The following is a 12,268-nucleotide window of genomic DNA, read 5'->3' as shown; positions in this document are numbered from 1 at the left end:
GGAGCGCGCGTCCCTCGGGGTTCGCCGCGGCGGGCGCCGGGGCAGGCGGCATCGCATGAGCGTCGCCGGAGCGAACGACATGCCACGCAGCCCCGACGTGGGGCGCACGCGCGGCCCGCGCGCCGTCCGCGGTGCGAGTGCCGTTCGGACGGCGGCTGCTAGGGTACCGCCGTGGCGGAACGGACCCCGGGGCGTGGCTCGAACAACACGACTTCGGCCCGGCGTGCGGGCCTGGGCGCCGGGGTCATCCCGCTCGTCCGCGCCGCCTCGCGGCGCGCGCTGGCGACCGCGGCGGCCGTCGCGCTGCTCCTGCACCTGCCCCTCCTGCCGACCCCGCTGTTCTCGTGGCTCGAGGCGATGTTCGCGCTGCGGGGCGAGCTGACCGACTACGACGCCGGCGAGACCATCGTCCCGATCGACCTCGATCTGCTCGCGGACGATCCCAGCGCGGTCGCGGCGGCGCCCTCCGCGACCGGCGGCGCGGCGACGCCCGGCGGCGAGGGCGCCGCCGCGCCCGCGACGCCGCCGCCCGCGACGCCTCCTCCCGCGGCGTCGGCCAGCGCCGCGCCCGAGGCGCCGGACGCCGGCGCGCCGCCGCCGCGCCGCCGGCCGCCGGGCGACGCGGGCCCGGACGCGGCCGGGGACGGGGGCGCGGGCGACGACAGCGATCACCCGAACCTCCGCACCCCGCTGAGCGCCGCGGGCGCGCCGGGCAAGCTCGCGTCGAAGGACCCGAACGTGCAGGTGCTCATCGCCGGCGACCGGCTGCGCAGCCACGAGCTCGGCGAGTGGTTCGGCCGGATCCTGACGACCATCCCCCAGTGGCAGTCCTTCTTCCAGGACACCGCCGTCGACCCGATCCGGGACATCGACCACCTCCTCATCGCCGGGCCGCAGCTGCGCGACTCCAGCAAGGTCGTCGCCGTCATGGACTACCGGGCGCCCGAGGAGGCCATGCGCGCGGCGGTCGACGTCGTCGTCCGGCGCTCCAACGGCTCGTGGATCGAGGACGCCCCCGTCCCCGCCGCCCGGGCCACCGCCGACCGCAGCGAGCGCATCTTCGCGCTGGTCCCGGACCGGCGGCTGCTCGTGGTCCTTCCCGCTGAAGAAGAAGCTCAACTATCCAAGTTGAAGTCTATGAAAGGCTTCAACAAATCGTCCGCGGCGGGCATCGTCATCTCCCTGCTCACGCCGGCGAACGCCTTCCGCGGGGTCCAGGCGCTCCCGAAGAGCATCGCGTGGATGCGGCTCACGGTCACGCCGACCAAGGACGGGGGCGCCGACCTGACCCTCACGGCGGGCGACGAATCCCCTGAAGATGCGCTGGCTCACGCGCAAGAGCTCACGAGGACCTTGAACGCGATCCGGACCATCAACCTGGGGATCACGCGCATCGACGTGGTGGACGAGGTCACCTTCAACACCGACGGGAAGGTCATCTGGTCGAAGCTCCACGTCACGAACCGGCAGCTCAAGCTGATCATGGGCTTCGTGGAGCAGGCGCTGCGGGAGCAGGCCGCCGCGCGGAGGAGGAAGTAGCGCGCGGCGCGGAAGCGGCGACGCGCCGGGCAGCGCCGCGGGCGGGGAAGGGGCGGCGCGCGGGGCAAAGGACGGCCGCGCGCGCCTCGGGGGGCGCGGAGACCCTCCGGGGCCGCTCGGAACACTAGCCAAAGGGGCGGCGTTCAGTTAATCCGACCAGCCCGCGCCGATGACGCCCGATCACTCTCCGCACGCCGTGCTCGATGAGCTTGCCGGACACCCCCATGGCGACGACCTCGCGCGGGTCGTCCACACGGCGGCCTTCGCCGCCGCGGACGAGCGGCGGACCACCCTGGAGGGCGGCCTCGCGGAGCTCGTGGACCGCGCGGGCCTGTCGGCCGCCGACGCGGAGACCCGGTTCGGCAACGTGATCCGGGCGCTCGAGCGCGGCACCAGCGAGGGCGCGGGGAGTGCGACCCGGGTACTCCTCGCCACGCTGCTCGCCCGCGGGGTCGCCCTATCGCCGCCCGAGGGGCCGGACGCGGAGGGGCGCGTGGCCGAGGCGCTCGTCTGGCTGGCGACGTACACCTCGGTCGACGCGCTGGCGGCCCTGGACGCCGCGCTGGGCGAGCGCGCCGCGGGGCTCTGGCGGGCGGTCGCCGCGCTGGTGCGGCGCGCCGACCAGGGCGCGCTGCCGCAGCTCGGCCGGGCGGGCGCGATCATCGCCGCGGCCGCGCTGCGGGGGAGCGCCTCGCCGGACGCGCGCGCCGAGGCCGCGGCGCTGGTGGACGAGGTGCGCGACCCGATCGTGCGGTCGCTGCTGCGCGACGCGGCGTCGCCCGGCCGGCGGCCGAGCCGTGCGCCGGGCGCGTCGGCCGCGGGCGGCGACGCCGCGCAGGGCGGCGCGGGGGCGAGCGGGGACGAGGGCTGGGCGGAGGGCGACGGCCGGGCGCCGGGGCGGCTCGCGGGCGAGCTGTCGCCGCCGCCGCGCGGGCCGGTGGCGCTCGTGCTGCTGGCGGCGACCGGGATCCTGCTGGCGATGCACGCCGCCCGGCTCGCGGGGCGGTTCCTCCTGCGGTACCGCCGGCCGGCCGCGGTGGAGATCGGCGCGAGGGGCGTGACCGTCCGGAGCCGGACCGAGCTGTTCGGCCGGACGCTGCGCGAGCAGGAGACGTACATCCCGGTCGAGTCGCTCCTGCGGGCGACGCGCGAGGTGCGCTACCCGCGGCTCGGGCTCTATGCGGGGCTCGTCGCGCTGGGGCTGGGGACGTACCTCGGCGTGTCGCTGCTCGTCGACGGCGCGCGGGCGGGCTCCCCCGAGCTGCTCGGCATGGGCGCGCTCGTGTTCGCGTTCGGCGCGGCGCTCGACTTCGGGCTGTCCCACGTGGAGACGGCGGCCCGCGGCCGCTGCCGCGTGGTCCTCGTCCCGCGGAAGGGCCCGGGGGTCGCGCTCGCGGGGATCGAGCGCGCGGCCGCGGACGCCGCGCTCAGCAGGCTGCCGCGCGCCTGAAACTTGGCCGGATCGCGCCGCCTCCGCTAGGCCGATCGGGCGAGGTGATGGCGATGCGCTCGAAGACCGAGGCGATGGCGGGGCTCAGGCGGATGCTGCACGACATGCTGATCGCGCGGGAGGGCGGGGAGAGCGCTCCCCGCCTGGCGCGCGCGAAGGGTTACGTGGACGGCGCGATGCGCGAGCTGCTCGAGAGCGGCCAGGCGACCCGGCAGGAGCTCCTGGAGCTGGTGGCCGCCGAGCGCGCGCGCGTGAGCGGCCCCGCGATCACGGAGATCCGCGCGGCGTCGCTGTGAGCGCGTGACGGCGTCGCGCTGCGGCTCGCTGTGAGCGCGTGACGGCGCCGCGCTGTGGCGTCGCCGTGAGCGCACGGCGGCGCTGCGGCGCGGCTCACTGCGGCGCGCAGCTCGTGTTCGTGGCGAAGTCCCAGCAGGCGCCGCTCACCCCGGGCGCGCCGGCGTTGCTGTCGCCGCCGCCGAACCCGGAGCGACCGCCGCCTCCGGCCGGGCCTCCGTCGAACGGCACCTCGGCGGGCGCGGGGCTCGGCGTGACCTTGTAGGCGATGCCCACCGCGTGGCCACCTCGACCGCCGCCGCCGGGGCCGCCGTCGCCGCCGGCCCCGCCCTTGCCACCCGGGCAGCCCTCGATCGAGCCGGACGCCGTGACGCGGTTGCCGCCGTCGGCCCCCGTGCCGCCCGCGCCACCGGGGCTTCCGTCCCCGCCCGCGCCGCCGTTGCCCGCCTTGCCGACGGCGACGGTCACGTCGGTCAGCGCCAGCTGCGTCCCGAGGCTGAGGATCGCGATGCTCGATCCGCCGGCCTTGCCGCCGGCTCCTCCTCTGCCGCCGCAGCCGCCGGCCCCGCCGCCGCCGCCGCTGGCGCCCGCACCCTCGGTGAAACTCCCTCCGCCGAGCGAGCAGAACTGTCCCGCCTTCGCGCCGCCGCCGCCGCCGCCGCCTTGACCGCGCGCCCCGTTGACGCCCTTGCCGCCGTCGCCTCCGACGATGCTGGCCAGCTGCAGCGTGGTGTCGCTGCCGCCCGTGCCAGCCCCGCCGGTGGCGCCCCTCGCGCCGGGTTCGCCGCTCCTGCAGTCGATCGACGCGCCTGGCTGCCCGTGCCCGACGCCGCCGACGCCGTCCTCGGTCGAGGGATCCACCTGCGGCGTGCCGGTCTGGCCGTTTTGCCCGCGCCCCTCGTCTTCCTCGGGCTTTCCACCCAGGCCGCCGACGCCGCCGCTCGTCTCGCCGTCGTCGCACGTCGTCTTGCCCGGCAAGCCGCCGTAGACCGCGACGACGCACGCGTGCGACACGTCCGCCGGCGCGCTCGCTCCGTTCTGCGCGGCCGCCGACGTCTCGCCCGACGCGCCGTCCCTCGCATCGCCCGCGATCACGTCGACGCGCACGAGCTCGGCCTCGATATCCGCGACCGCCACGCCGATCGACGACCCGCCCGGCTTCGTCGCGTCGGCCGCGCGGATCGTGAAGCTCCGGACCTTCACCCCGCCCGCGTCCTCCGCGAGCGTGAGCGCCACCTCGTCGGCGGAGCCCTCGATCGCGCTCCGCGCCTGCTCGCTCCAGGTCCAGTCCGCGGTGCAGTCGAAGCCGCCGATCACCTCGACCGGCGCCTTGACCGTGACGCTCTCCTCGAACACGCCGCTCGAGCACGCCAGCACCCGCTTGCCGTTCGCGTTCGCGATGGCCTCGGCGAGCGACGCATACGGCCGCGCCTTGGTCCCGTCGCCGTCAGACGCCGCGTCCGCGCTCGCGAACACGGCGCACCGCTCCGTCACCGTGCTCGCGTCCTGGGTCGGATCCGGGTCGCACGTCGGGTCGGGCGCGTTGCCGCCGGTCCCGGTCGCTGCGGGGGGGCAGTACCGGGCGTCGTCCTCGCAATCCTCGGAGTAGGACAGCGGCCAGCATCCGACGAGCTGCAACGCCACGACCGCCGACGCGGCGGGGAGCGTCCACAGGAAGGGGATGCCGAGCCTCCGCCGGCGCGCGGCGCGCCGCGACGGCGCGCCGATCTCGGCCTGCGCTCCGCCGGAGGGGGGAGGGGATGCGTTGCTCACCGCCTTGCTGCTCGTCCGTTCCGTCGCTCTCATCGTCCAAGCCTTTCCTGTGGCGCTTCGCCGTGCCTGCACATCCTTGCAGAGGACGCACCGCGCCCTGGTCGCGCCGACCGGAGCATAGCCAGTCGGCGGATCGCCGGATCAAGGGCGATCCGCCGGCCGCGTGCTCCCGCCGGAGATGCGCGCGGCGCCCCGCGCCCGCGCGGGCCGGGGCCCGGCGCCCTGGCGGGGGCTCAGGGGGCGACGAGCGCCACGTCGCCCTTCGTGGTCTGGCCGCCGACGCGCCACCAGTTCGCGATGAGCAGCTCCCCGTCCACCTCGATGATCCGGGAGAAGGCGCCCGCGAACCCCTCCTGCTCGATCTCCTGCACGAGCCAGCTGTGGCCGTCGCCGCTCTTCGTCCCGATCGCGAGCCGCAGGGTCCCGCTCGTCGCGTCCTGGTAGCTGATGCGCACCTCGCCGGCCGCCGTCACGAACACGCTCGCGTCGTCGCCGACGAGGTGCTGCCCGTCCGCGAAGGGGACGCCCTCGATCCCGAGCCCGTCGTCCGCCACCTCGGGCGCCTCGACCTCCTCGCCGCCCTTCACCCGCGCGTACCGCAGCCCCTCCGAGCGGCCGTCCGCGTAGGCGAGGTGCCAGTCGCCGGCGCGATCGATGAACAGCGACGCGCCCATGCCGACGTCGCCCGTGTCGGTCCCGTCCGGCGCCGCGCCGTCCACGATCCGCGTCTCCCACGCCCCCGCCGATCGCGACGCGATCACCACGTCGCCGCGGATGCGATCGTAGAACGCCAGGCCGAACCCGCCCGCGTCGTCCGGGGCCATCGCGATGTAGTCGCCGATCGCCTCGGGGTACGTCTCGGTCCGGTTCCCGTCGGAGATCTCGGCGCACGCCGGCGAGCCGTCGCCGTCGATGCACGCTTCTCCCGAGGCGCACGCCGGCGCGCAGTCGCCGCTCGCGAGCGGCTTCACGCAGCGCCCCGTGGACCGGACGCACTTCGTCCCCGCGCCGCAGAGGAACTCGCGGCACGGCGTCGCCTCGTCGGTCGCCACGTCCTCGAACCGCCACGCGCCCTCCCCGGGCGTGGCGCTCTCCCCGGTCGCGAGCCGGACGCTCGACGTGACCGCGCCGTCCTCGCCGGGCTCCATCGCGAGGTAGGCGATGACGGGCAGCCCCTTCACGAAGAGGAGCTTCGCGTAGCGGCCGATGTCGCTGTTCGGCGCCTGCTGCACGGAGCTCACGGCCCACGTGTCGCCCTGCTTCTGCGCGAACTTCAGCCCGCGGTGGGTCCGGTCGTAGTAGGCGACCGCCGGCTCGCCGTCCGGGCCGATCGCGATCGAGGTCCAGAGGCCGACGTCGTCGCCCGGTTCGGTCTGGCCCCCGCGGAACCCGCTCGCGTCGAACCGGGTCGGGTCGACCGGAGGCTCGGCGGGCACGCCGTCGATCGCCTCCCACGCGACGGCCTCGCCGTCCCAGGTGCCGACCACGAGGTCGCCCCACTGGAAGGCGTTGCGCCAGTCGGCCTCCGCGTAACCGGCGACCCAGACGGTGCGCTCGTCGCCGGCGACCGCGACCGAGGTGTAGGCCCCGATGAGGCCGTGCTCCAGCGTCATGCAGTCGGGCGCGACGCATTTCTGGTCCTCCACGACCGGCTCGTCGCTGCACGAGCAGCCCGCGTGCGAGCCGAGGAGCGCGGTGACGGCGACCGCGGCCAGCGCGCCGCGCGCGCGTCCCGGCGCCGCGCGCGTCGGCGCCTCGCCGCGGGCGGGCGCCTCGCCGCGGCCGGCGGCGCGCCGGGCGCCGCCGCGCCGCGCGAGCCGCACGATCGCCGCGGCGGCCGCGAGGCCGAGCCAGAGGCCGCCCGACGGACCGCCGCTCGGGCCGCCGGCCACGACGCAACCGCAGCCGGCCGACGGGTCGACCGGGAAGCGGCCGCGGAGGATCGGCTGCCGCGCCGTGCCGAGGTTCCCCTCCTCGTCCACGGCCTCGACCTCGATGTCGGCGGCGCCGCCGACGTCCACCGACCGCATCTCCGCCGCCGTCGACCACGCCGACCACGGCCCCCCGTCGAGCCGCACGCGCACCTTCGCGCGCTCGGCGTCCGACACCCCGTCGCGCACCTCGAGCGGCGCCCACCCGTCGACCGCCGCGCCGACCGAGATGACCGGCGGATCGACGTCGACCACCATCTCCACGGTCGCTGGCGTGGGATCGAGCGACAGCGGGTCGCCCGCGACGCGCGATCGCACCGAGATCAGGTGGCGCCCCGGGAGCCGCAGCCAGTTGTCGCGCAGGTCGACGATGCGCTCGCGCGTGAACGGGCGCCACGCGCCGCTGTCGACGCGGTACGAGTACTCGACGACCCGGGTGCCGTCGTCGAGCGGCGAGCTCATGACGAGCCGCGCCGTGGGCCCGTTGTCGCGGGTCATCGTCGGCAGGCGGAGCCCCTCGGCCCGCACCTCCTTGCGGCTCAGCTCGGCCTGGGTCTCGCTCTGCATTGAGCGCTGCTGCGCCGCCGTGGCGAACGACGCGAAGATGCCGAGGTAGTGGTCCTGGCCCTTCGTGAGCTTCCGTAGGCCGGGGGAGCCCGCCCCCTCGGCCGACTCCGGGAGGATCAGCGAGAGCCCGAGCGGCGCGAGCGGCCCGTCGAGATCGATCGCCGGCAGGCCGCTGCCGATCAGCTGCCCGACCTGGCTGCCGAGGAGGCTCCCCAGCGCCTCCGCGATCGACCCGGGGTTCTCCCGGAGGAGCGCGCTGTTCGTCACCTCGCCGTTCGTGACCCCGATCGTCGCGATCACCGGCGTGAGCCCCTCGGGGGTGACCGCGAGGTTCATGGGCACATCGAGATCGAACGTCGCGGTCATGAACCGGATGAACCGGTCGAGGGACCAGATGTAGAAATCGAAGCTCGCCCGCTCGAGCTGGATGCGGATCAGCGGATCATCGACGGCATCCGTGCCGTCGCCGAAGGTGACCCGCGGCGGCGCCTGCGGGCGGATGACGAGCGCGACCTGCTGCGACTCGCGCTGGAGCGCGAGGTCCTTGGCCGACGCCGCGAGCAGCCCCAGCGTGCCGGAGTTGAGGAGAGGCACCGTCTCCGTGGAGATCCCGAGGCAGAGCAGTCCGCTGTTGTAGAGACCGTTCATGGCGTAATTCGCGAACCGCTCGGAGATCGCGAGACCGACGTGCGGGCCGGGGAGGTCGCCGGGCCAGCCGGAGACGGTGTTGGCGACGAGCTCATCCGGAATCGGAATGCCCGCGGGCAGCTCGACGTCCGACAGCGGCACACACTTCGAGGTCGGCAGCGGCTCGGCGCCGCCGTAGAGGCCGAGGGTGACCCCGTTGCCGATGGGGTTGAGGTCGCCCCACGCGAGATCCGAGCCGTCGTCGCGCTCGCCCATGCCGCCGCCGGCGAGCAGGAGGTCGAACCCGCCCTGGGTGCCGGGGGAGATGCTCGCGAGCAGCTGGCCGAGGTCGAGGTGGCCCTCGACGCCGAGCAGGATCGAGGCGCACTCGTCGGTCGCGTGCGTGCCGTAACGGCAGACCCCGCCGATAGCGTTCGTGCCGTCGGGGCAGGCCGGATCCAGCGTCGGATCGGCCTTCAGACAGAGCTGCTGGTCGAGCTGACCCTTCAGGGCGTCGGACATGGATCCCATGAAGCTCGTGAGGATCGGCTTCACGAAATCGAGGGCATCGCCCACCCACGTGCCCCCGCAGTCGAGGTGCAGGCTCGATTCGAGCTGATCCTCGTCGATCCAGAGCCGGTTCACCTTGACGCGCGAGTAGCCCTGCCGCGAGTGCTGCGGGTTCACGTCGATCTCGATCGAGAGGTCGACCTCGACATCGATGTTCGTGAAGGTCTGCTCGTCGGGCGGGCACGCGTCGTTGCCGTTGAGGGTGACGTACTGGGTGCTCTCGCCAAGGATGCCGCCGTCGAGGAAGATGGGCAGCCGCTGCATCCGCACCGGCAGAGGCCCCCGGATGACCAGGTTGTGCGGCGTCTTGGGCTGGATCTGCAGCGCCGCGCCCCCCGCGTCGATCTCGGCCACGCACGCCGGGGGGGTCGCCGCCGGATCGGCCCCGCCGGGACAGAGGGTGTAATCGACGATGCCGGCGGCCACGGAGCCCGAGGACTTCGGGATGGAGAAGGTGATCACGCCGCTGTCTCCGCCGCCGAGCAGCGCGCGCCCGAGCACGCCCAGGTTCTGCTCGAGGAACTCGATGCCCGACTGCGTGAGCCGCGCCGAGCCGGCGTTCTCGATGCGGTCCGCGGGCTTGAAGCCGGCGGGGAGGGGTGTCATTCCACAGCCGGAGCACCCGCCGCCCGAAGCGGCACACCCGGCGATGACAAGGAGCACAAGGATGGAGGAGAAATGCTTGATGACGCGGGGCATAAGGAACCCTCCGAGGAGCGCGGCCCGCAGCGCCGAGCCCGCTGGGCGCGGGCGTCAGGACGCCACGACAAAGCGTACGCTCCCCGGAGAGCCGCCCGCAAGCGCTACTGCTGGCAGAGACCGTTGATCTTGACGGCGCTCGCCGCGAACTCGCCGCCGAGCGTATAGGCGTCTGCGCAGTCGTCCGTCGCAGGCGAGTTCGTCGCGCTGCACCAGTCGCCCTTGAGCACGATCTGGCCGCCCTCGTCGCGCTTGCACGTATTGGGTGCCCCACCGGCTCCGTATTTTACGATATCGCCCGAGAGCACGACACAGAGGCTCTGGTTGACGTCGGGCACGATCACCCGGTCGACCTCCTCCAGCGTGATGAAGGCGGCGAGCTTGCCGCCGTTGATGAACGCCGGCGGGTCGCCGTCCTGGCCGGGGAGGCAGGCGTTCATCGGGTCGAGCCCCTCGACGTTGTACCGGCCGATGCAGTTGTTGTCCGCGGACAGCGTCGCGTCGGTGAGCCGCACCTGGTGCATGGGTAGGATGATCGGATCCGGGCTCGTTTCCAGGAAGATCGGGACGTTGAGGGTCTCGGCCTCGCCGCTCCACGCGCCGTCGTCGCCCACGGGGGCGTCGATCTCGGTCGGCGCGATCTCGAACTCGCCCACGGACATGTTCGCGAAGCAGTACCCCTCGAGCGGGTCGTCCGCGATCTTCGCGCCGCCGGTGCGCAGCTTGCCGTTCGCCTTGTCGAACTCGAGCAGCCAGGAAAAGGTGCCCGTGCCGTTCAGATTACACTGGGGCAGATTGATCGTCAGGCCCTGGGCGACGAGGCGGGCGACATAGCCGATCGCGAGCACGTCGGGCTTCGTGATCGTGAGCTGCGCCATGCGCAGCCCGAACGTGGTCGCGTCCCGATTGTCATGGACGGCGACGCAGTCCGAGGCGACCGCCGTGCAGACCGGGTGTTTCTGCGAGCAGTCTCTTACGGTCGCGCCGCCGGTCGCCCCCGAGGAATTCGAGCTCGTCCCCCCGCCGTCGTCGCCACCGCAGCCCGCCGCAGCCGCCGCGCCCGTCAGCGCGGACACACCTAGTACGCAAACTACCTTCTGAAATCGCATCTCTCGCCTCCTCTCGACTCAAAGATGCCGAGTATAGGCGCCGGGAATGCGATGACCACGCGGGAGACGGGACGCCGCACCGCGTTGTCACCGCCTCATCGCTGCTGCGCGACGAAGCGGTGACGCCGGGCGGCGCGCTCGGGGACGCCTAGCGACGCTCGTAGCGATCGCCGAGGCGGTCGCCCACGGGGAGCGCGCGCAGGAGGCGAATCATGGTCCACACCGTGCCAGCCAGCTTGCGCAGCTTCGAGGTGCCGACGCGCTCGTTGTAGTCGATCGGCATCTCCACCACGCGATAGCCGCACTTGGCCGGGAAGAGCAGCGTGTCGATGGGCAGCGCGTCCCCCTCACCGTCGAAATCGAACGCCCGAATCACCGAGCAGCGGTAAGCGCGCATGCCGCTGTGGACGTCCGAGGTGGGGATGCCGTGCATCGCGTGCGCCATGGCGGCGAAGGCGCGGTTGGCGAGGTAGTTCGGGACCGGCATGGCCGCGGGCCGCGAGCGCGTGCGAGCGCAGTTCACCACGTCGGCGCCCTCCTCCTCGACGAGCCGCCGGAGCACCGGGATGTTCTCGGCGGGGTAGGTGAAGTCGCAATCGAGGTAGATGAGCAGCTCGCTCCGGGCCGCGGCGCTGTACATGAGGAGCTCCATCGCCGGGCCGTGGCCGCGGGGCGGCACCTGGCGGAGCACGCGCGCCCCGAGGCTGGCCGCGATCTCGGGGGTCCGGTCCCGCGTGGAGCTGTCGACGCAGAGGATCTCCGCGTCGGGCGCGGCCTTCCTGATCTCGCCGATCATGGCGCCGACGCTCTCCTCCTCGTCCATCGTGAGCATGCCGACGGTGAGCCGCATCCGGCGGGGGCGCGGCGGCTTCCTGGCGACGATCACGTGCTGGAACGCGAGGAGGCCGGGCGCGCGGCTCGCCACGACGTCCTCCAGCGGGCGGACGAGCGCGTGGTAGGCCTTGTAGGGGAGCGAGCGGGCGAGATCGGTGGGGTCGTCGCCCGCGCCGAGGCCGCTCAGGATGAGCTCCTTGGCGGCGCGGACGAGCATCGGGTTCTGCTCGACGCGGAGCACCTCGAGCCCGGCCCGCTCGACGAGCCGGAGCGCCGACGCGCGGGTGAAGAAGCGGAGGTGCGAGTCGTCGAGGATGCCGCTCGGCGCGTAGTCGAACCGCCCCGCGAGGAGGCCGAGGCGCACCGGCCACGCCGCGACGTTCGGGAGCGAGACGATGACGTGGCCGTCCTCCTCGAGGTGCGGCAGGAAGCGGCAGAGCACGGCGAGCGGATCGGCGGTGTGCTCGAGGACGTCGGCGAACAGGATCAGGTCGAAGCGCCGGTCGCCGAGCGCCTCGCGCACGGCGGCGTCGCTCGTGATGTCGGCGGCGAGGACCTCGTCGAGCGCCTCGCCGGCGCGCGCGAGCGACGCGGGCGCGATCTCGATCCCGGTCACGCGCGCGCCCGTGCGCTTGACCGCGGCGCCGTTGAGCCCGATCCCGCAGCCGACGTCGAGCACCGTCCGGGGCCGGCCGGCGACGGCCACGAGGGCCCGGTTCACCTCCTCGACCGCGTACTTGCGGCCGGCGGGGGCCTCCGCCGGGGCGCGGAGCGGCGCGCGCGGGCCGGCGGTGTCCTCGTCTCTCGGGTCTCCGGGGGGGCGCGGCCCTCGAGCTTCCACGTCTCCTCGCGCGCGGCCGGGCTCGGCGTTCACG

Annotated in this window: 7 protein-coding genes; 3 read left to right on the top strand and 4 right to left on the bottom strand. The window is 74.2% G+C overall.

Features of this window, described 5'->3' with window-relative positions:
- The first annotated feature begins 171 nt into the window (after positions 1 to 171).
- The 3 genes from WME98_RS46635 to WME98_RS46625 all read left to right on the top strand — a co-directional run bounded on the left by WME98_RS46635 (position 172) and on the right by WME98_RS46625 (position 3,285).
- Positions 172 to 1,539: a hypothetical protein gene (locus WME98_RS46635; protein WP_437948062.1), complete on the top strand. Its 1,368-nt coding sequence runs from the start codon at positions 172 to 174 to the stop codon at positions 1,537 to 1,539.
- A gap of 169 nt (positions 1,540 to 1,708) precedes the next feature.
- Positions 1,709 to 2,989, top strand: coding sequence for a hypothetical protein (locus tag WME98_RS46630; RefSeq protein ID WP_437948061.1), 1,281 nt, complete (start codon positions 1,709 to 1,711; stop codon positions 2,987 to 2,989).
- A 53-nt stretch (positions 2,990 to 3,042) separates the two neighbouring features.
- Entirely contained in the window at positions 3,043 to 3,285 is a 243-nt protein-coding gene (locus tag WME98_RS46625) for a hypothetical protein (RefSeq protein ID WP_236644703.1), read from the top strand.
- 94 nt (positions 3,286 to 3,379) lie between these two features.
- On the opposite strand, the gene WME98_RS46620 is transcribed toward WME98_RS46625, so the two are convergent.
- From WME98_RS46620 to WME98_RS46605, 4 genes are all read right to left on the bottom strand, one after another.
- Positions 3,380 to 5,089: a hypothetical protein gene (locus WME98_RS46620; protein WP_437948060.1), complete on the bottom strand. Its 1,710-nt coding sequence runs from the start codon at positions 5,087 to 5,089 to the stop codon at positions 3,380 to 3,382.
- Positions 5,090 to 5,289: 200 nt separating this feature from the next.
- The gene (locus tag WME98_RS46615) at positions 5,290 to 9,357 is read right to left on the bottom strand and encodes a hypothetical protein (protein WP_437948059.1); all 4,068 of its coding nucleotides are present in this window, start codon (positions 9,355 to 9,357) and stop codon (positions 5,290 to 5,292) included.
- Between the two features lie 197 nt (positions 9,358 to 9,554).
- Positions 9,555 to 10,526, bottom strand: a complete 972-nt coding sequence (locus WME98_RS46610) for a hypothetical protein (protein ID WP_437948058.1) — start codon at positions 10,524 to 10,526, stop codon at positions 9,555 to 9,557.
- A gap of 181 nt (positions 10,527 to 10,707) precedes the next feature.
- Positions 10,708 to 12,234 carry a methyltransferase domain-containing protein gene (locus tag WME98_RS46605; RefSeq protein ID WP_061627906.1) on the bottom strand — a complete coding sequence of 509 codons (1,527 nt, stop codon included), beginning with the start codon at positions 12,232 to 12,234 and terminating at the stop codon, positions 10,708 to 10,710.
- Positions 12,235 to 12,268: the final 34 nt, after the last annotated feature.

The sequence above is a fragment of the Sorangium sp. So ce296 genome (genome assembly GCF_051529605.1).
GTDB lineage: Bacteria > Myxococcota_A > Polyangia > Polyangiales > Polyangiaceae > Sorangium > Sorangium cellulosum_D.
Note: the sequence above shows the minus strand (reverse complement) of the source record. Positions and strands in the feature narration are given on the sequence as shown.

Excerpts from the sequence above, each read along its gene's own strand:
- WME98_RS46620 (WP_437948060.1), bottom strand. The coding sequence starts at position 5,089 with ATGAGAGCGACGGAACGGACGAGCAGCAAGGCGGTGAGCAACGCATCC.
- WME98_RS46630 (WP_437948061.1), top strand. The coding sequence starts at position 1,709 with ATGACGCCCGATCACTCTCCGCACGCCGTGCTCGATGAGCTTGCCGGA.
- WME98_RS46615 (WP_437948059.1), bottom strand. The coding sequence starts at position 9,357 with ATGACACCCCTCCCCGCCGGCTTCAAGCCCGCGGACCGCATCGAGAAC.
- WME98_RS46625 (WP_236644703.1), top strand. The coding sequence starts at position 3,043 with ATGCGCTCGAAGACCGAGGCGATGGCGGGGCTCAGGCGGATGCTGCAC.